Origin of the sequence: Actinotignum sp. UMB0459 (assembly GCF_051905915.1) — a bacterium.
Classification (GTDB): Bacteria; Actinomycetota; Actinomycetes; order Actinomycetales; family Actinomycetaceae; genus Actinotignum; species Actinotignum sanguinis.
Genome location: NZ_JBQAIK010000001.1, coordinates 18834 through 38403, shown reverse-complemented (window position 1 = coordinate 38403; position 19570 = coordinate 18834). Strand labels below are relative to the sequence as shown.

15 protein-coding genes are annotated in these 19570 nt (G+C 60.5%); 4 read left to right on the top strand and 11 right to left on the bottom strand.

All coding sequences use genetic code 11. The features are described from left to right. Positions 1 to 3: 3 nt before the first annotated feature. Positions 4 to 852: a ParA family protein gene (locus ACTFPK_RS00150; protein WP_016442765.1), complete on the bottom strand. Its 849-nt coding sequence runs from the start codon at positions 850 to 852 to the stop codon at positions 4 to 6. Between the two features lie 86 nt (positions 853 to 938). Next, a complete protein-coding gene (gene xerD / locus ACTFPK_RS00145) occupies positions 939 to 1862 on the bottom strand; it encodes a site-specific tyrosine recombinase XerD (RefSeq protein WP_394532987.1) in 924 nt (307 codons plus the stop codon). 177 nt (positions 1863 to 2039) lie between these two features. Here xerD and tkt point away from each other — a divergent pair, with 177 nt between their 5' ends. From tkt to ACTFPK_RS00130, 3 genes are all read left to right on the top strand, one after another. Beyond that, positions 2040 to 4121: a transketolase gene (gene tkt / locus ACTFPK_RS00140; protein ID WP_126134927.1), complete on the top strand. Its 2082-nt coding sequence runs from the start codon at positions 2040 to 2042 to the stop codon at positions 4119 to 4121. 188 nt (positions 4122 to 4309) lie between these two features. Beyond that, positions 4310 to 5830, top strand: coding sequence for a glucose-6-phosphate dehydrogenase (zwf, locus tag ACTFPK_RS00135; protein WP_274734197.1), 1521 nt, complete (start codon positions 4310 to 4312; stop codon positions 5828 to 5830). A 41-nt stretch (positions 5831 to 5871) separates the two neighbouring features. Beyond that, a complete protein-coding gene (locus ACTFPK_RS00130) occupies positions 5872 to 6813 on the top strand; it encodes a glucose-6-phosphate dehydrogenase assembly protein OpcA (protein WP_274734199.1) in 942 nt (313 codons plus the stop codon). Positions 6814 to 6908: 95 nt separating this feature from the next. On the opposite strand, the gene secG is transcribed toward ACTFPK_RS00130, so the two are convergent. From secG to uvrA, 9 genes are all read right to left on the bottom strand, one after another. Beyond that, the gene (secG, locus tag ACTFPK_RS00125) at positions 6909 to 7154 is read right to left on the bottom strand and encodes a preprotein translocase subunit SecG (protein WP_026429337.1); all 246 of its coding nucleotides are present in this window, start codon (positions 7152 to 7154) and stop codon (positions 6909 to 6911) included. Between the two features lie 172 nt (positions 7155 to 7326). Next, complete coding sequence (gene tpiA, locus ACTFPK_RS00120; protein ID WP_274734392.1) at positions 7327 to 8103, bottom strand: triose-phosphate isomerase; 777 nt, start codon at positions 8101 to 8103, stop codon at positions 7327 to 7329. After that, positions 8103 to 9293, bottom strand: coding sequence for a phosphoglycerate kinase (locus ACTFPK_RS00115; protein ID WP_274734393.1), 1191 nt, complete (start codon positions 9291 to 9293; stop codon positions 8103 to 8105). Before ACTFPK_RS00115 ends, tpiA begins: the two co-directional genes overlap by 1 nt. Before the next feature lie 75 nt (positions 9294 to 9368). Beyond that, entirely contained in the window at positions 9369 to 10376 is a 1008-nt protein-coding gene (gap, locus tag ACTFPK_RS00110) for a type I glyceraldehyde-3-phosphate dehydrogenase (RefSeq protein ID WP_026429334.1), read from the bottom strand. Between the two features lie 245 nt (positions 10377 to 10621). Further along, entirely contained in the window at positions 10622 to 11608 is a 987-nt protein-coding gene (whiA, locus tag ACTFPK_RS00105; RefSeq protein ID WP_274734394.1) for a DNA-binding protein WhiA, read from the bottom strand. A gap of 84 nt (positions 11609 to 11692) precedes the next feature. After that, positions 11693 to 12649, bottom strand: a complete 957-nt coding sequence (locus ACTFPK_RS00100) for a gluconeogenesis factor YvcK family protein (RefSeq protein ID WP_274734396.1) — start codon at positions 12647 to 12649, stop codon at positions 11693 to 11695. Next, a complete protein-coding gene (gene rapZ, locus ACTFPK_RS00095; protein WP_439910846.1) occupies positions 12649 to 13596 on the bottom strand; it encodes an RNase adapter RapZ in 948 nt (315 codons plus the stop codon). Before rapZ ends, ACTFPK_RS00100 begins: the two co-directional genes overlap by 1 nt. Positions 13597 to 13625: 29 nt before the next feature. After that, complete coding sequence (gene uvrC / locus ACTFPK_RS00090; protein ID WP_274734398.1) at positions 13626 to 15623, bottom strand: excinuclease ABC subunit UvrC; 1998 nt, start codon at positions 15621 to 15623, stop codon at positions 13626 to 13628. A gap of 6 nt (positions 15624 to 15629) precedes the next feature. Next, positions 15630 to 18473, bottom strand: a complete 2844-nt coding sequence (uvrA, locus tag ACTFPK_RS00085; protein WP_274734399.1) for an excinuclease ABC subunit UvrA — start codon at positions 18471 to 18473, stop codon at positions 15630 to 15632. A gap of 72 nt (positions 18474 to 18545) precedes the next feature. Here uvrA and ACTFPK_RS00080 point away from each other — a divergent pair, with 72 nt between their 5' ends. Further along, positions 18546 to 19568, top strand: coding sequence for a bile acid:sodium symporter family protein (locus tag ACTFPK_RS00080; protein ID WP_274734400.1), 1023 nt, complete (start codon positions 18546 to 18548; stop codon positions 19566 to 19568). Positions 19569 to 19570 lie beyond the last annotated feature (2 nt).

Below are 19570 nucleotides of genomic sequence, written 5' to 3'. Positions count from 1 at the left end.
CGCTTAGGCACTCTGACCGCGGGCAATCACTTCGCGCGCCAACTTCCGATAAGCTACCGCACCCGGGTGCGAGGGCGCGTATTGGGTGATAGGTTCTCCGGCCACCGAGGCATCGGGGAACTTCACGGTACGGGCAATATAGGTGTGGTAGACCTTGTCCCCGAATCCTTCGTGCACGGATCTCATCACATCGCGCGAGTGGAGGGTACGCATATCCACCATGGTGAGGAGGACTCCGTCAATGGTGAGCCGCGGATTAAGGCGATCTTGCACCCGGCCGATCTGTTCGGTCAGCAGTGCTACCCCGCGCATGGCAAAATATTCCGCCTCTAACGGGATAATAACTCCGTGTGCGGCAGTGAGGGCATTGACAGTGAGGAGGCCCAGGGAGGGCTGGCAGTCAATAATGATGACGTCATAGTCATCGAGAACCGGGCGCAGCACCCGGCTGAGAGCCTGTTCGCGTGCCACTTCATTAATGAGCACAATTTCGGCAGCGGAAAGGTCAATATTGGCCGGGACCACATCTAGGCCCTCCACTTTCGAATGCTGAATAATTCCCCGCACATCCGGTTTCGCGGCAATAAGTTCGTTATAAATGGTGCGATCCAGCGCGCGGGCATTAATACCAAGACCGGCAGAGGCGGCGCCCTGCGGATCAAAATCCACAATGAGAACGCGCCGTCCATACCCGGCCAGCGCCGCGGCGAGGTTAATCGACGTTGTTGTTTTCCCCACGCCACCTTTTTGGTTCGACATCGCAATAATGCGCGCCGGGCCGTGTTCTTTCAAGGGCTCCGGTTCGGGAAAATCCACGTTCTCAGTTTCAAAAAGCGCGTTCTGTTCGGTCACATCTCTAGGGTACCTAAACTCGGAGGACTTGCGGTGCCATTTCTGGCGAAGAGCGTAGAACGACGCCGCCGCGCCTACCCCGCTTCCTACTCGCTGCGCAGCGCCCGCGGGTGCGAGGTGGCATACACCTCTTTGAGCACGTCGGGGGAAACCTGGGTATAAATCTGGGTGGTGGTCACCGAGGAATGCCCGAGCAGCTCCTGAACCACCCGCACATCCGCGCCGCCCTGGAGAAGGTGAGTAGCAAAAGAATGCCGCAGCGAATGTGGGGAAACATGCGCGGTAAGACCGGCACGCTCGGCAGCCAGGCGAATAATGAGCCAGGCGCTCTGGCGGGAAAGTACCCGCCCGCGGGTATTGAGGAAGAGCTTGGTCACTCCATTCCCGCGGGCGGCAAGCTCCGGGCGGGCTCGGGTGATGTAGGCATCCAGTGCTTCCAGGGCGTAGCGCCCCAGCGGCACGACGCGTTCTTTGCGGCCCTTACCGAAGAGTCGAATCGTGGCGGTATCGGTATCGATATCATCTGCGCTAAGCCCGAGTGCTTCGGAGATCCGCGCTCCAGTTCCGTAGAGAACCTCCAGGAGGGCACGGTCGCGCAGGCCCAGAGGAGGCGGGGTGGTCCCAGCTTCCTCGATCATGGCGGTTACTTCGGCAATTGTCAGGGCTTCGGGTAGGCGCGTGGGAAGTTTCGGGGGGCGCACCCGGCTAGCCGGATTAGCCGGGCTAGCGCCGTCGTCGTATAAAAAAGTATGAAAAGCCCGCACCGCGGTCACGGCCCGCGCAATAGAAGCCGGGGCCATACCGGTGAGCGTTTCGGAAAAGGAGGCGACGTCCTCCTCGCGTACCTCAGCGGGGTTGGTGACCCCGCGGGAATCGAGGTGCGCAAGATATTTACGCAAATCGCGCCGATAAGCGGCCACGGTATTGCGCGATAAGGCACGTTCGACACCGATATGGGCGAGGAACTGCGCAACAGCGCGCTGCAAGGGTGGGGTGCCGGGTTCAGCCATTTATTCTCCTTCGCGGGTGCGCGGTAGCCGCGCGGTAGTGACGCGCGATAGCTAGGCGCGCAGGGTCTCGCGCCGGGCGCGAACGGAGGTGCACCCCGGGCGCGCGAAACCCGCGTGACCAGTAGACTAGTGCGTGGCACATCTCATGTAACCACAACCTTACGTTAGGAGAATTCAATGGCGAAGCTCGAATGGTCGCAGCTCGATCAGCGCGCCGTGGACACGACTCGGCTGCTAGCCGCAGATGCGGTGCAAAAAACCGGGAATGGGCATCCTGGAACGGCCATGTCCCTGGCTCCGGCGGCATATTTGCTCTACCAGCGGGTCATGAACCACGATCCGGCGGATTCTGCGTGGGTGGGTCGTGACCGTTTCATTCTCTCGGCCGGGCATTCCTCCCTTACCCAATACAATCAGCTTTTGCTAGCCGGCTACGGCCTCGAACTCGATGATATTAAGGCGCTGCGTACCCTCCACTCCAAGACTCCCGGCCATCCCGAATACGGCTATACCAACGGTGTGGAGATGACCACCGGGCCGCTGGGGCAGGGCCTGGCCTCCGCGGTGGGATTCGCGATGGCCTCTCGGCGCGCCCACGGGCTTTTTGACCGGGATACCCCGCTCGGTGAGTCCGTATTCGATCATTTTGTGTACGTTATCGCCGGTGACGGCTGCCTCCAGGAAGGCGTGACCAGTGAAGCCTGCTCGCTGGCCGGCACCCAGGAGCTCGGAAATCTTATTCTCATTTACGATGACAACCGCATTTCCATTGAAGACAATACCTCCATTGCTTTCAGTGAAGATGTGCTGGCCCGCTACGAAGCCTACGGATGGCACACCCAGCACGTGAATTGGATTAAGGAGGATGGTTCCTACCAGGAGGATGTCCAGGCGCTCTACGATGCGATTCTGGCTGCTCAGCAGGTGACCGATAAGCCTTCCATTATTAAGCTCTCCACCATTATTGCCTGGCCGGCGCCCACCAAGCAGAATACCGGTGCCTCGCACGGTTCTGCCCTGGGAGTGGAGGAAATTCGCGCCACCAAGGAAATCCTGGGCTTCGATCCGGATATTGACTTCCCGCTGGAAGATGACGTGCTCGCCCATACCCGCAAGAATGCGGCGGCGCGGGCGGCCGCGGCCCGTAAGGATTGGGATGCGCGTTTCGAAGCGTGGCGTGCTTCCCATCCGGAAGAGGCCGCGCTGTACGATCGTATCCGCGCAAAGAAATTCCCCGAGGGTTGGGAAAAGAAGCTGCCGAGCTGGGAGCCGGATCCCAAGGGTATCGCCACCCGCGCGGCCTCCGGCGTGGTGCTCAATGCCCTCGCTCCGGTGCTGCCCGAATTGTGGGGCGGTTCGGCCGATCTGGCGGGGTCGAATAACACCACGATGAAGGGGGAACCGTCCTTCCTGCCCGCGCATCGCTCTTCGACGATGTTCTCCGGTGATATTTACGGACGCACCCTCCACTTCGGTATCCGGGAATTCGCCATGGGCGCGATCATTAACGGAATTACCCTCGATGGGCTTACCCGTGCCTACGGCGGCACCTTCTTTGTGTTCTCCGATTACATGCGCGGTGCGGCCCGCCTCGCGGCCATTATGAATATCCCCTCGATTTTTGTATGGACGCATGATTCGGTGGGCGTGGGCGAGGACGGCCCCACCCACCAGCCCATTGAACACCTGTGGGCCTACCGCGCCATCCCGCGCCTCAATATTGTGCGGCCGGCTGATGCGAACGAAACCGCGGCCGCGTGGCGCGGGGCATTGGAGAAGGTCGACGGCGGGCCTACCGGCCTCATCCTTACCCGGCAGGGCGTGCCGGTTCTGGAAGGGACCTCCACCGAAGGCGTCCTCAAGGGCGGCTACGTGCTGGCAGACTCCCCCACCGGGACCGTTGACGTGCAGCTGCTCGCCACCGGTTCCGAAGTGCAGCTGGCAGTGGCCGCCCAGCAGAGCCTCGCGGAGCAGGGAGTGGGTGCGCGCGTTATTTCGCTGCCCTGCCTGGAGTGGTTCGAAGCTCAGGACCAGGCCTACCGTGATGCGGTCATCCTCCCCAACGTCAAGGCACGAGTCTCGGTGGAAGCCGGTGCCACCTTCGGTTGGGCCGGCTACGTCGGGGATGCCGGGCGCAGCGTGGGTATCAATACCTACGGGGAGTCCGGGCCCGGTGGTGCACTCATGAAGGAATATGGGATGACCGCCGAGCATGTGGTCTCCGCTGCTCTCGAATCTATCGAAGCGGCGCGCGCCTAAAACGCAGGCGCCTCGCCCGCTGGCAGTAGTGTCTTTTCGCGGGCGCATATCAGTGACGGTCGCGCGGTCGGATGTCCCGGCCGCGCGACCTTATTGCCCCACAGCGGACTTTCGTTACGCTCGACGGCTCAAGCGTCTACCATAAGACAGGCGCATATTCTCGCCCTCTTTTTCACGACAGGAATTTTATGGTTGCTCCTACTTCAGGTAATCCGCTCCGTGCCGTCACCGACCGCCGCCTCCAGCGCGTGGCCGGCCCCTGCGGCATCGTTCTTTTTGGCATCACCGGTGACCTGGCGAACCGCAAAATTCTTCCTGCCCTCTACGACCTCGCGAATCGGGGGCTGCTGCCGCCGTCGTTCTCCATCATCGGAGTGGCGCGCCGTCCCGTAGACGCGGCCCGCAGCGTCGAAGCGGCCATCCGTCAAGGCGCCCAAACCCCGGTTATCTCCACCACTCTGGCCCAGATTCTTGACGGGTTGCGGATGGTCGAAGGCCAGTACAACGACCCGGAGCTCTATCGCGCTCTCGGGGCGACCATGGCGGATGTGGATGCCACCCGCGGTACCGGCGGTAATTTTGCTTTTTATCTTTCCATTCCGCCTAGCCTTTTCCCGGTGGTGACCCAGGGCCTCGCTACCGCGGGACTCAATCGCGGGGCGCCGGGCAGCTGGCGCCGCGTGGTTATCGAAAAACCGTTCGGGCACGATATGGCCTCCGCGCGCGAACTCAATGCTTCGGTCAGCGGGGTATTCCCCCACGATTCGGTTTTCCGCATCGACCACTATCTCGGTAAAGAAACCGTGCAGAATATCCTCGCGCTGCGTTTCGCCAACGAACTGTATGAGCCGCTGTGGAATTCTTCCCACGTGGACCACGTGCAAATCACCATGGCGGAGGATATTGGGATTGGCTCGCGCGCCGGATATTACGACGGTATCGGAGCCACTCGCGACGTGATTCAAAACCACCTGCTCCAGCTGCTGGCCCTCACCGCGATGGAGGAGCCGACCTCGTTCCACGCCGATGCCCTGCGCGCGGAAAAGGAGAAAGTCCTCGAGGCTACCCATCTGTTCGGGAGCCCGGCCGAAGCGTCGGTGCGGGCACAGTATTCGAGCGGATGGCAGGGCGGCCAGTGGGTGCGCGGTTACCGGGAAGAGAACGGTATCCCAGCCGACTCCGTGACCGATACTTACGGGGCAATCGCCCTGGGAATTGAGACGCGGCGCTGGTCGGGAGTGCCTTTCTACCTGAGAACCGGTAAGCGACTCGGGCGGCGCGTGTCAGAAATTGCGGTGGTCTTCCGTAATCCGCCTTTCCTCCCCTTCCCAGATGTGGCCGGGCTAGGGCAAAACACCCTGGTTATCCGGGTGCAACCCAATGAAGGCATCACCTTTAAATTTGGTTCCAAGGTGCCCGGCTCGGAAATGCGGCTGCGCGACGTCACTATGGACTTCGCCTACGGTCACGCTTTTACCGAGTACACCCCGGAAGCTTATGAACGTCTCATTCTTGACGTGCTGCTGGGAGATCCGCCGCTTTTCCCGCAAACCCGGGAAGTTGAGGAGTCCTGGCGGATTATCGACCAGGTGGAAAACTATTGGGATGCCCACCCGGAGTCCCTGGAAACGTACGCGCCTGGGTCTTGGGGTCCGGCCGGTGCCGATGCCATGCTCGCCGCCCACGGCCATGCCTGGCGCCGCCCCTAGCCGCACCTGTTCCGTGCCTGACAAAGATCCGAGGAAACTTCATGATTAACCATATTGCCGATACCACGTCTGCCCAGGTGGGCCAGCAGCTTGATCAATTGCGCGGAACTTCTGGGGTAGGAGCCCTCGGGAGGGTCCTCACGCTCATTATCGTGGCGCATACCGAGGGTGGGGTGCGTGATGCGCTTGAGGCCGCAGCTGGAGCGTCCCGCGCGCACCCTTCCCGGATTATCGCAGTGCTGCCGGTGGCTGGCGAAACCGCGCGGCTCGATGCGGAAATCCGTACCGGATCGGAAGCCGGCGCTTCCGAGATCGTTATTTTGCGCGCGCACGGGGGCGCCGCGGAGAACGTGGATACCTTGGTCACTCCACTGCTGCTCCCCGATACCCCGGTGGTGACGTGGTGGATTCAAAATATGCCGGAAAACCCCGCGGCTACCGCGGCCGGACGCATCGCGCAGCGCCGTATTACCACCACCCGCACCGCAGATCACCCAGCCCTGGCCCTTCAGCACCTTTCCGCTAATTATGTTCCCGGGGATACTGATCTGGGCTGGGCCGGCACTACCCTGTGGCGCAATTACATCGCCTCCATGGTGGACGAATTCCCGAGCCGAACCGTTACCGGCGCGAAGGTCTGGGGGCGCCCGCACCGCTCCTCGCTTTTCTTACTCGCCGCGTGGCTGCGCCTGCGCCTAGATGTCCCGGTGGAGATAGAGCCGCAGGAGGGTGCTCCGATTACCGGCGTGGAACTATTCTTGGACGACGGCGCAGCTCTCAGCCTGCATCGCACCCCGGGCAATGACCACGGCATCATGCTCCGCCCGGGCCGAGCTCCCCAGGAGGTTGCTTTGCCAGTGCGCAGCTTGGAGGCGATGCTCATTGAGGATCTGCGCGATCTCAATCCCGATACCGCCTACGGTGATGTTTTAACCAAGGGACTGCCCCTACTGGATTATTCTCCCGCGGATGTGGACGTCTAGAAAGCCCGGATGTAGCGTCTAGAAGGCGGCATGCGAAACGGGGCCGGTACGTGCATACGCACGTACCGGCCCCGCCGCTTCTTAACTATCTAGTTCTAGACGCCCACCTTGACGATGAGGCCGATGAGGATAATAGAAATTCCCCAGATGAGGGCCAGCACCACGGTGATGCGGTTGAGGTTACGTTCGGCTACCCCGGAGGAACGCATAGACGTGGAAATACCACCACCGAACATATCGGAGATTCCGCCACCCTTGCCTTTATGCAGCAAGATGGAAAGCGTGAGGAAGATGCTGGTGATGAGCATAAGCACTTCGCAGGTAATGAGCAAAGCTTTCATTTCCAGTCCTTTCGAATGCTTCGTGCACCCGGAGAGTAATAGAGTCCTTGGTTAGTGTACCTGCTGATGCCGGCCAGCGGGAAATAAAACGTGCGGGGTGGGAAGAATCCCACCCCGCACGCGAGGGCCAGGGCGATACTCCTTGGGTGATCGCTCTTAGCCGTTATCGTTCTTAGCCGCGGAACATCACGATCTTCGCGAATTCCTCCGCCTTGAGACTGGCGCCGCCCACAAGGGCACCGTCAACATCAGGCTGGGCCATGATCTCCTGGACGTTAGCAGCCTTGACCGATCCGCCGTACTGGATGCGAACCGCAGCAGCCGCTTCCGCACCGAAGTTTTCCTCGATGCGAGCCCGGATCGCGCCGCAGACTTCCTGGGCGTCTTCCGGGGTGGCCACTTCGCCGGTGCCAATAGCCCAGATGGGTTCATAGGCGATAACAAGCTTGGCTACATCGGCAGCCTGGAAATCGGCGAAGAGTTCGTCGATCTGGGAAACGACGTACTCGACATGCCGGCCTTCCTTACGCACCTCGAGTTCTTCACCGCAGCAGACGATAGGCGTCATGCCAGCGCCCAGAACCTTGTGTGCCTTCTTGCCGATGAGTTCATTGCTTTCGCCATGGTAAGCGCGCCGCTCCGAATGGCCCACGATGACGTAGCTGCACCCGAGCTTGGAGAGCATCGAGGTGGAGATTTCACCGGTGTAGGCGCCTTCGTCATGCACGGAGACGTCCTGGGCACCGTAGGCGATGTGCAACTCATCTGATTCGCACAGGGTCTGGATGGACCGCAGATCGGTGTAGGGGGCAAAAACCGCCACATCTACATCACCGTAGGTGAAACCTGCATCATCCAGGGTCCACGCGACTTTTTGCACAAGGTGGGTAGCCTCGAGATGATCCATATTCATCTTCCAGTTACCCGCCATCAGGGGGGTGCGTGCCATTAATCCTCCAGAACAGCGATACCGGGCAGGGTCTTACCCTCGAGGAATTCGAGGGAAGCGCCACCGCCGGTGGAAATATGGTTGAACTTCTCTTCGTCGAAACCGAGGATGCGCACGGCAGCCGCGGAGTCACCGCCACCAACAATGGTGAAGCCTTCAGCATCCTGCATGGCCTGGGCTACGCCCTTCGTGCCCTCAGCGAAGGCCGGGAACTCGAAGACGCCCATGGGGCCGTTCCAGACGATAGTCTTCGAAGAGGCGATCTTCTCAGCGTATTCGGATACGGTTTCCGGCCCGATGTCCAGGCCCATGCCGTTGGCGGGCATATCGGAAGCGGAAACGATTTCGGATTCCGCGTCCTTATCAAACTTATCAGCGACGACAACGTCAACCGGCAGGAGCAGCTCCACACCCTTATTGGACGCGGTTTCGAGGTATTCGCGAGCCTTATCGATCTGGTCATCTTCGCACAGCGAGGAGCCGATCTCATAGCCCTTGGCGCGCAGGAAGGTGAAGGCCATACCGCCACCGATGAGGAGAACATCAGCCTTATCCAGGAGGTTCTCAATCACGCCGATCTTATCGGAAACCTTGGAGCCGCCGAGCACCACGGTGTAGGGACGTTCCGGATCCGCGGTGGCCTTGGACAGCGAATTAATTTCCTTGGCAACGAGTTCACCGGCAGCCGAAGGCAGCAGCTTCGCAATATCGTAAACCGAGGCCTGCTTGCGGTGGACAACACCGAAACCATCGGAAACGAAGACATCTGCCAGCGCGGCGTATTCCTTCGCGAGAGCTTCGCGGTCAGCATCGACCTTGGAGTCTTCGCGCTTGTCATAGCGCACGTTCTGAAGCAGCACGATGTCGCCGTCATTCAGCGCGTCAATCTTGGCCTTGGCATCCGGACCTACGGTATCTTCCGCAAGGGGAACCTCACGGCCGAGGAGTTCGCCGAGGCGCTTGGCTACCGGAGCCAGGGAGAATTCCGGTTTCGGCTCACCCTTCGGGCGGCCCAGATGCGCGGAAACGATAACCTTCGCCTTGGCGTCGAGAAGCCGCTTGATGGTGGGCAGCGCGGCGCGGATACGGCCGTCATCGGTAATGCGATCCCCGTCCAGCGGAACGTTGAAATCGGAACGAACAAAAACCTTCTTGCCGGTGAGGTCACCGAGCGATTCAATAGTCCTCATATTTTTCCTTTCGCGTAGGGAAGCCCGTGCGCGCTAGCGCACGCACGGGCTTCACATCAGCTCATCGCTTGATCTTTAGAGCTTGCTCGCAACGAGGTTGGCAAGCTTCACGAGGGAAGCAGCGTAGCCGTATTCGTTGTCATACCAAGCGCCGATCTTGACCTGGCCGTCCATCACCTTGGTGAGGCCGGCATCGAAGATGGACTGGTGATGATCACCGATGATGTCCGAGGAGACGATGGGATCCTCGGTGTAAGCGAGGGTGCCCTTGAGGGCGCCTTCCGAGGCTTCCTTCATCGCGGCGTTGATTTCTTCCACGGTGACATCGGACTTCTCAGCTTCGAAGGTGAGGTCCGTCAGGGAGCCGGTGATGGTGGGGACGCGCACGGCGTAACCATCAAGCTTGCCCTTGAGTTCGGGAAGAACCAGGGCAACGGCCTTGGCCGCACCGGTGGTGGTGGGGACCATGTTCTGCGCGGCCGCGCGGGCGCGACGCAGATCCTTGTGCGGGCCGTCCTGCAGGTTCTGATCCGCGGTGTAAGCGTGGATCGTGGTCATCAGACCCTTCTTGACGCCGAACTTGTCCACGAGAACCTTCGCCACCGGGGCGAGGCAGTTCGTGGTGCAGGAAGCGTTGGAAATAATATTGTGCTTGGCCGGATCGTACTGATCGGAGTTCACGCCGATAACGAAGGTGGCATCTTCACCCTTCGCCGGGGCGGAAATAAGAACCTTCTTGGCGCCGGCTTCGATATGAGCCTGGCAAGCTTCACCGGTGCGGAAGCGGCCGGTGCACTCGAGAACGATGTCAACCTCGAGTTCCTTCCACGGGAGGTTGGCCGGATCCTTTTCAGCAAGAACCTTGATCTTCTTGCCGTCGAGCACGAATCCATCTTCGGTTGCTTCAATCTCCACGGGGAGGCGGCCGCCGGCGGTGTCATACTTCAGCAGGTGGGCGAGAGTCTTGATATCGGTCAGGTCATTGACCGCGACGATCTCGAAATCCGCACCCTCGGCGAGGGCTGCGCGGACAGCGGCACGACCAATACGGCCGAAGCCGTTAATAGCAACGCGTACAGTCACTCTTTATCCTCCTCACGCGCCAGCTAGCGCGTTTCCAACTCGACTTCTTGTCTTTGAGAAGTCCGTCCGAGAACTTCTCTCGGAACCACTGACTATTCTACCGGTCACGTTCGGCTGGGGCTAATGCCAGTGGGAAGGAGCTTGCGAACTTTGGCACAGAGCGAAACTCGACAGCGGCATAACACGCCCTTAGTCCCATTTTTGATTGTTATTTTTTTCGACGACGGCGAACGCGCTACCGCGCGTTAGGACATTGCCCCGTGCCCCGCCGCCCGCACCGCGGCCATAGTGTCAGGAATGCCCAGTTCCTTGGCCCGCTTATCCGCCATAGAATTCAAGCGACGCAGCCGCCCGGCCACGGCATCCTTGGTGGCGCGCGGCGTGAGCTGCTCCCCGAGCAAGTTGAGGGAATCTTCCGGGTGAGCGATGCGGGCTTCACCGGCCGCCCGCAAATTCTCGGGTACATCCGTGCCGAGAATTTCAAAAGCGCGCTTGACCCGGATCACCGCGATGACAGCGGCATCGGCACTGCGGCGCATATTTGCGTCGTCGAAATTAGCAAGCCGGTTAACCGTGCCGTGTACTTCCCGTTCCACGCGTAGCTCTTCCCAGCGCAGCACAGCATCATTGGCACCCATCCGGGTGAGCATATCGGAGATAGCTTCTCCCCCGCGGATGTCGATACGGTGGGCTCCGCGTGATTCGCGCACCCGGTAGGGAATATCGAGGCGTCGGGCCAGCCCTCCCAGGGCATAGGCAGCCTCCAAGCGCGGGCAAATAATCTCAAGGGAAGCATTGCGCCCGGGTTCCATGAGGGTGCCGCGCGCGAGGAAAGCTCCGCGCCAGGCCGCTCCCGCATCGGCTTTTGAGCCACCGACCACCGCGGGAGGTAGCCCTCGTACCGGCCGCCCGTGTGCGTCCAGGAGGCCGAGTTTCACCGCAATGCGTTCGGTGTTCTCTGAAGAGCGCACCAGGAAACGTTGCCCCTGGCGCATCTGCGAGGAAACCGAAAGAAGTTCCGGCTCCACGGAGAAAAGCTGGCGCACCAACTCCCACAGGCGTTGCGCGGTCGGCCGGTGGCCCACCTCGGCCACCAGTTCCAGGGTACGCGAACGCACGGCCAATCCCCCGCCGTACCGGAACATCGCGGTGAGTTCAGCCAGGGCGGCGGAAAGCGAAGCCGGCGTAACGGTGGCTAGTTCATCTTTCACCGTACGGGTTAACGCGGACACGACTCCCCTTCCTTCTATGGTGGGACCGCTACTCAGCAGGGAATATCCCGGTTGTGGATTCTTCCGTGCGCGGGAGTTCCCGGTTTAGGAATCTCCTATGACGCCTTCGAAGGCATCCCGATAGGCAGCGGCCAAACGTAGCGCATCGTGACGTGCGCGATTATCGCCCATTCTAACCTGTCGCAGCATGAGCGTGGCCCCGATACCTTCGGCTTCCGCTGCGACTTCACCGATATCATCCACGCTGCGCGGATCGGCCACCACCACGTCAATACGCAGATCCGGGGCATGGCGAGCGAAAGAACGAATATGGTCCGCGGCGCTCATCCCCCATGTTTCACGCTCATTACGAAGATTGAGGGCAAGAACCCGGCGGGCCGGGGAACGCACGAGGGCCGCGTGTAAATCCGGAACCATGAGGTGGGGAATAACAGAGGTGTACCAGGATCCCGGTCCAAAAACGATCCAATCGGCCTCGTCAATAGCGGCAACCGCTTCGGGTTGGGCGGGAGGATTCTCTGGAATAAGGCTGACGTGTTCCACTTTTCCGCGAGCCGTTGCCACCGCCACCTGCCCGCGGTAGAGCTGGGGGCCGTCTTCCTCGTCGATGACCCGTGCCTCAATCTCCAGGGGAATAGGAGACATGGGCAGCACGCGGCCGTCAATGCGCAGCAGCTGCCCCACCCAGTCAAGACCGGAAACTGTGCTCCCCAATTGCTCCCACATGGAAACAATGAGGAGATTACCCATGGCGTGCCCGTTGAGGGGACCTTCGGAAGAGAATCGGTATTGGAGAACGTCGCGCCAGGTCTGGCCCCATTCGCCGTCGTCACACAGCGCGGAAAGGGCCATGCGCAAATCTCCGGGTGGAATCACGTTGAATTCATTACGCAAGCGCCCCGAGGAGCCGCCGTCGTCCGCAACAGTAACCACGGCGGTGATATTTTGGGTGATGAGCCGCAGGGCCGAAAGCGAAGCGTATAGGCCGTGGCCGCCCCCGAGGGCGACGACTCGCGGGCCGCGACTACCGCGCCCGCCCATTATTCACGCCCCAAATCACGGTGAATTGTGCGTACCGAGTACCCGGCGGCGCGTAGCGCCTCGGATACCGCTTCCGCGATAGCCACCGACCGGTGTTTTCCACCGGTGCAGCCAATCGCGATCGTGGTGAAAGGTTTGAGTTCGCGGGCGTAGCCGGCCAGGATGGTGTGGATGAGGTGAGAGTATTCCCGCACGAAAGCCTCGGCACCCTCCTGCTCCAGTACGAAATGGGCCACGGGCTCATCGTGGCCGCTCAGGTGGCGCAGCTCGGTAATCCAGTAGGGATTGGGCAGGAAGCGCACATCGGCCACATTATCAGCATCCAGGGGCAGGCCGTATTTGAAACCGAAGGACATGACCGTTACCCGGGTCGCTTCTGTTCCGGAGGTTTCCCCCACGAGGTGGCGAATTTTACGGGAAAGATCGTGCACGGACAGCCGCGAAGTATCGATAACGGAATCAGCACGATTGCGCAGAGCCGCCAGGAGTTTGCGTTCCGCGGTGATGCCGTCGAAAAGCCGACCGTGGCCCTGGAGCGGGTGGGGCCGGCGCACGCTTTCATAGCGGCGCACCAGGGAAGCATCATCGGCATCGAGGAAAATAATGCGATAGTTAATACCGCTCGCGGTGAGATCCGCAAGAACTTCCAGGAGCTCAGCGAAGAATTCCCGGGAGCGCACGTCCACCACCGCGGCCATGCGGGTCACTTTTCCATTACCGGAGAGCAGCCCCGCCAAGGCGCTGAGCATGCGCGGCGGGAGATTATCCACCACGTACCAACCCAGATCTTCCAGGGTGGCAGCCGCGCGGGATCTGCCCGCCCCGGACATTCCCGTGACAATAATGATTTCCGGAACGTCGGCCGGTGCCAGCTCAGCTGTACAATCGGCTGCCGGAACAACGGCGGGGATACGGGACGTATCGTTAATGTCGCGGGTGTCACTCATATCTCCATCATGCCACAAAGACCCGCGAGCTACTCCTCCCCGAGGGCTTTTTTAATCGCCGCGGCGAGCACCGGGCCAATGCCCGCAACTTCCGTGAGTTCATCGAGGCTAGCCTCCCGGATCCGTTTAACCGAGCCGAGAGCACTCAGTAGTTTCTTTTGCTTAGCCGGCCCCAGCCCCGGAATGGCGTCAAGCGCGGAGCGAGTCATCGCCTGACCCCGTTTCTTGCGGTGGAAAGTAATGGCGAAGCGATGCGATTCATCGCGCAATTGCTGGAGGAGGCGCAACGCCGGTGAGGTGCGCGGGAAGATAACCGGGAATTCTTCGCCCGGGATCCACACTTCTTCCAGACGTTTTGCCAGGCCCACCACCCGCACATCGGCACCCAGCTCATCGACCACCCGCTGGGCGGCGTTGACCTGGGGAAGCCCGCCGTCCACCACGAGGAGGTCGGGGCGGTAGGCAAAACGGGGCGGGGCAGCGGTGGCGGTATGCGCGGCGCCCTCATCTTCCACTCCCCCGGCATCGGCGGCGTGCGCTGCGGCGTCGTTCAAACGGCGCAGCCTCCGGCGCAACACTTCATCCATCGCGGCGGTATCATCCCGAGCACCCTGCCCCTCCGGCCCGCGCACGATGAAATGCCGGTAATCAGAGGTTTTCTTGAGGCCGTCCTCGAATACCACCATGGATCCGACCTGCTGGTGGCCCTGGGTATGGGAAATATCGTAGCCTTCGATGCGCAGCGGAGCGCGGTCTAAATCCAGCCCGATGCGCAGCTCTTCCAGGGCTTGGGAACGCACCGTAATATCGGCGGCGCGCGCCAGCTTATTGCGGTCAAAAGCCTGTTTCGCATTCGCGTGTACGGTATCCGCCAGCTGGGCTTTCGGCCCGCGCTGGGGGCGCTTGAGGTGGACCGGACCGCCGCGGCGTTCGGCAAGCCAGCGCTCCAGCCCCGCGCGATCCGAAGGGAAAACCGGTACCCAGATCTCCCCCGGGATGGCCCCGGGTGGCACGTGGTCACGATCATCCACGGAGGTTCCGGCCCGCACGGTGCGATCCCCCTGGGTACCTACCCCACGGTAAGCGTCGTATTCGGGATTTCCGTATATATGGAGGAGCAGGGCGTTGATAATATCGGCTGGTTCGGTGCCTTCTGTTTCCGTTACCCAGCCGCGCTGCCCGCGGATTCTTCCGCCCCGCACATAAAAAATCTGGACCGAAGCATCAATTTCATCGGATTCTAAGCCGATAATATCGGCGTTAAGATTTGAATCGAACACCACAACATTACGCTCGGTGGCGGTGGTCATCGCCGTGATTTCATCGCGTAGTTTCGCGGCACGTTCAAAATCTTCGACCGCTGCCGCTTTTTTCATGTCCGCGGTGCGGGCACGAATAAAATCACTGCCATCTGATTCCATGAATTTTACGAATTCTTCAGCGACGGCGCGATTCTCCGCGGCACTCACCAGCCCGGCACAGGCACCGTTACACAGCCCGATATGAGTATTGAAACACGGTTTGCCGGTGCGCTGCCCCCGCCGGAATTCCGCATCGGAACACGAACGCATGGTAAAAACGGGCAGCAGAGCATCGAGCACTTTTCGGATCGCCCACACCTTCGTATACGGCCCGAAGTACACGGTGCCTTTGCGGTGTTTTTCCCGGGTGATATAGGCCCGCGGAAACTCCTCCCCCAGCGATACCGCCAGGTAGGGATAGGACTTATTGTCCCGAAACATAACATTGAAGGGCGGTTCAAATTCCTTAATCCAGGAATATTCCAGGGTGAGGGCCTCAATCTCGCTCCCCACCACCACCCACACCACATTGGTAGCGGTATGCACCATGGTGCGAATACGCGGGATGAGGCGTTCGGGCGGCTGAAAATAGTTCTGGAGTCGGTTGCGCAGATTCTTCGCTTTCCCAACGTACAGGATGCGCCCTTCCTCGTCCACAAAGCGGTAGACACCCGGGTCCGTAGGGATAGACGACGGCGCCGGGCGATAGCTGCGCGGATCAGCCACGGCTCGTCACCTCCACTTCTCCTCCAGGAGCGGACGGAGGAACTGCCCGGTATAGGATTCTTGCACCGCGGCGATCTGTTCCGGAGTTCCGGTGGCGACGACGGTGCCCCCGCCGGCGCCACCTTCCGGGCCCATGTCAATAACCCAATCCGCACATTTAATGACATCGAGATTGTGTTCGATAACAATAACGGTATTGCCTTTATCCACGAGAGATTGCAGTACCAACAGAAGCTTGCGAATATCCTCAAAATGCAGGCCCGTGGTGGGCTCATCCAGGATATAAACCGTGCGGCCGCTGGAGCGCCGGTGCAGTTCCGAAGCGAGTTTCACGCGCTGCGCTTCCCCGCCGGAGAGCGTGGTAGCCGATTGCCCCAAACGTACGTAGCCGAGACCCACCCGTTCCAACGTGGTGAGATAGCGGGTGATATTCGTGATGGGATCAAAGAATTCCGCAGCTTCGTGAATGGTCATATTAAGAACTTCGGAAACATTCTTCCCGCGGTACTTCACTTCCAGGGTTTCCCGGTTGTACCGGGTACCGTGGCAGACCTCGCAGGGAACATACACGTCGGGAAGGAAGTTCATCTCAATTTTCACGGTGCCATCGCCCTTGCAAGCTTCGCAGCGCCCGCCTTTAACGTTAAAGGAGAAGCGGCCCGGCCCGTAACCGCGCACCTTCGCCTCCTGGGTTTGGGCGAAGAGCTGGCGCACTTTATCCCATACCCCGGTGTAGGTGGCCGGATTCGAGCGCGGGGTGCGCCCAATCGGCGACTGATCCACGTGCACAACCTTATCCAGGTCCGCGGCCCCGGTGACGTCGCGGTGTCGCCCGGGCACGGTATGGGCACCGTTAAGCTGATTGGCCAAGGAGCGGTACAGAATCTGATTGACGAGGGTAGATTTCCCGGAACCGGAAACCCCGGTTACCGCGATAAAGGTGGAAAGAGGGAAGGATACCTCCACGTTTTTAAGGTTATTTTCCCGTGCGCCCCGCACCGTGATTTTCCGCTCCGGATCAACGGGGCGGCGCTGCTGCGGCGTCGTAATACTGCGTTTTCCGGAAAGGTAAGCACCGGTCACGGATTCTTCGCATGCGCTGAGACCCGCAACATCCCCGGCGTAGACAACGTGCCCACCAAATTCTCCGGCACCCGGGCCGATATCGATAACGTAATCGGCGGTGCGGATTGTTTCTTCATCGTGTTCGACGACGATAAGGGTATTCCCCAGATCGCGGAGTTTGACAAGAGTGCCGATGAGTTTTTCATTATCGCGCTGGTGCAGGCCGATGGAGGGTTCGTCTAGAACATAGAGCACACCCACGAGCCCGGAACCAATCTGGGTGGCCAGGCGAATCCGCTGGGCTTCGCCACCCGAAAGTGTGGAGGCTCCGCGCGCGAGGGTGAGATACGACAGCCCCACATCCACGAGGAAACCCATCCGCGCCTGGATTTCACGTAATACCTGCGCGGCGATCTGGGCCTGGCGGGCATCGAGTTCCACCGAGTCAAGAAAAGCTTTGGCATCATCGATGGCCAGGGAACACAGCTCGAAAATATTGAGGTTTCCGATACGTACGGCCAGCACATCCGGTTTGAGACGCGCGCCGTGGCAGGCCGAGCAGGCAATCTCCCGCATATAGCCTTCGTAGCGTTCCTTCGACCAGCTGGATTCAGTTTCCCCGTGCTTACGTTTCACGTAGCCGAGGACTCCCTCGAATCCGGTGGCATAGGTTTTTTCCCGCCCCCAGCGGTTGCGGTACTTGACGGTGACCTTGTAATTATTCCCTTCCAGCAGGGCCTTGCGCGCCTTCTTGGGCAGATCCTGCCAGGGAGTATCCACATCGAAACCGAGTTCTTCCCCCAGGGCTTCCATCTGGCGAGTGAAGAAATCCTGGTGGCCGGTCCACGGAGCAATCGCGCCTTCGCGCAGGGTTTTTTCCGGATGTGGCACCACGAGATCCGGATCCACTTCGAGGGTGGATCCCAGCCCGTCGCAAGCCGGGCAGGCCCCGTAGGGAGCGTTAAAGGAAAAGGTGCGCGGTTCGATTTCTTCCAGGGCGAGGGCGTGCCCGTTCGGGCAGGAGCGGTGCTCGGAAAAACGCCGCGTGCGTTCGTCACCTGCGGCCGCGTCCACGAATTCCACCACCATGAGCCCGGAAGAAAGCCCGAGTGCCTGCTCCACCGAATCGGTGAGACGGCTGCTGATACCTTCGCGCACCACGAGGCGATCAACGACGACGTCGATATTGTGGCGCAGCTTCTTATCGAGGCTGGGCGGGTTATCCAAGCGGATATCTTCACTATCCACCCGAGCGCGGGTGTAGCCAGCCTGGGCGAGATCGGTGAAAACATCCGCGTATTCGCCCTTGCGGTCACGCACGACCGGGGCGAGAATCTGGAAACGGGTGCCTTCCGGGTAGGTGAGAAGCGTATCCACGATTTGCTGGGCGCTTTGAGCGGTGATTTTCGCCCCGCATTCCGGGCAGTACTGCACCCCGGCGCGCGCGTAGAGCAAACGTAGATAATCATAAACTTCCGTGACCGTGCCCACCGTGGAGCGCGGATTACGGTTGGTGGATTTCTGATCGATGGAGACCGCCGGGGAAAGGCCCTCAATAAGATCCACATCCGGTTTATCCATCTGACCGAGGAACATACGGGCATAGGAGCTCAACGACTCCACGTAGCGGCGTTGCCCCTCGGCAAAAATGGTGTCAAAAGCCAGGGAGGATTTACCCGAGCCCGAGAGCCCGGTAAACACAACGAGTTGATCGCGGGGAATATCCACCGTGATATTACGGAGGTTATTTTCCCGTGCGCCCTGAACATGGATAACATCACTCACCCGGCCAAGCTTACACGGTTGAACACAGGTTCGATAACCGGATGGTGCAATGTTCACGCTAGGCTGGTTCCCATGGCAACTAACCGAGCACACAATCGCGGGAATGACCGAGAGCATAAGGGAATCCACCGGGGCGCCCGTCTCCTCCGCTACCGGCCCGATCCCCTGGTAGCCGGAATTATCCTGGCGATGATCGCCGGGCTGCTGATCCCGGCACCCAGTACCCTGCGGGCGCATCTGGGAACCGTCTCGGACCTCGCGGTTGCCTGCGTATTCCTGGTCTACGGGATGCGGCTGCGTACCCGGGATGTACTGGCCGGGCTGCGCAATATTAAACTGCAGGGCCTGGTGTTCCTGTGCACCTACCTGATTTTTCCGCTCCTCGGTTTCGCCCTGGGCCACCTGGTTGCGCCGATCTTAGGGCCAGCTTTTGCCCTCGGTTTCCTCTACCTGGCTTTGCTCCCCTCCACTATCCAGTCCTCGGTAACGATGGTCTCCATCGCCCGCGGAAATGTTGCCGCTGCCGTCACCTCCGCTACGGTCTCCAATATCGCGGGAATTTTCCTCACCCCGCTGCTCGTCCTACTTTTCCTGCACGTGGAGGGAGCTTCGGCCGGATCCATTAATTCGGTGCTCCTCAAGCTGCTCCTCCCCTTTATTATTGGGCAGTGCCTCCAGCCCTGGGTCGGCACGTGGTTCCGCGCTCACCCGCGCCTGGTGCGTACCGTGGATAACAGCTCCATTATCCTCATCGTGCTCTCCTCCGTGCTCAATGCCACCGCGGAAGGCGCCTGGGTCGGGGTCACGCTCTGGACGATCCTCGGCCTCCTTGCCCTGTGCTGTGTGCTCCTGGCAGCAATGCTATGCGTGACCTGGTGGCTAGGAGGCTTGGCGCGGATGAGTGTGGAAGACCGCATCGTGGTGCTCATGTGCGGTTCGAAGAAATCATTGGCAACGGGGCTCCCGATGGCCAAGGCACTGTTTTCCCCGGCCACGGTTGCCCCGTTGTCCGTCCCGGTGGTTATTTTCCACCAGTTACAAATTTTTGTGTGCGCGATTCTGGCGCGCCGCCTGGCGCGGCGCCTCGCAGATTAGCG

Coding starts and splice junctions, on each gene's coding strand:
- xerD (WP_394532987.1), bottom strand. CDS start 1,862: ATGGCTGAACCCGGCACCCCACCCTTGCAGCGCGCTGTTGCGCAGTTC.
- tkt (WP_126134927.1), top strand. CDS start 2,040: ATGGCGAAGCTCGAATGGTCGCAGCTCGATCAGCGCGCCGTGGACACG.
- zwf (WP_274734197.1), top strand. CDS start 4,310: ATGGTTGCTCCTACTTCAGGTAATCCGCTCCGTGCCGTCACCGACCGC.
- ACTFPK_RS00130 (WP_274734199.1), top strand. CDS start 5,872: ATGATTAACCATATTGCCGATACCACGTCTGCCCAGGTGGGCCAGCAG.
- secG (WP_026429337.1), bottom strand. CDS start 7,154: ATGAAAGCTTTGCTCATTACCTGCGAAGTGCTTATGCTCATCACCAGC.
- tpiA (WP_274734392.1), bottom strand. CDS start 8,103: ATGGCACGCACCCCCCTGATGGCGGGTAACTGGAAGATGAATATGGAT.
- ACTFPK_RS00115 (WP_274734393.1), bottom strand. CDS start 9,293: ATGAGGACTATTGAATCGCTCGGTGACCTCACCGGCAAGAAGGTTTTT.
- ACTFPK_RS00100 (WP_274734396.1), bottom strand. CDS start 12,649: ATGGGCGGGCGCGGTAGTCGCGGCCCGCGAGTCGTCGCCCTCGGGGGC.
- rapZ (WP_439910846.1), bottom strand. CDS start 13,596: ATGAGTGACACCCGCGACATTAACGATACGTCCCGTATCCCCGCCGTT.
- ACTFPK_RS00080 (WP_274734400.1), top strand. CDS start 18,546: ATGGCAACTAACCGAGCACACAATCGCGGGAATGACCGAGAGCATAAG.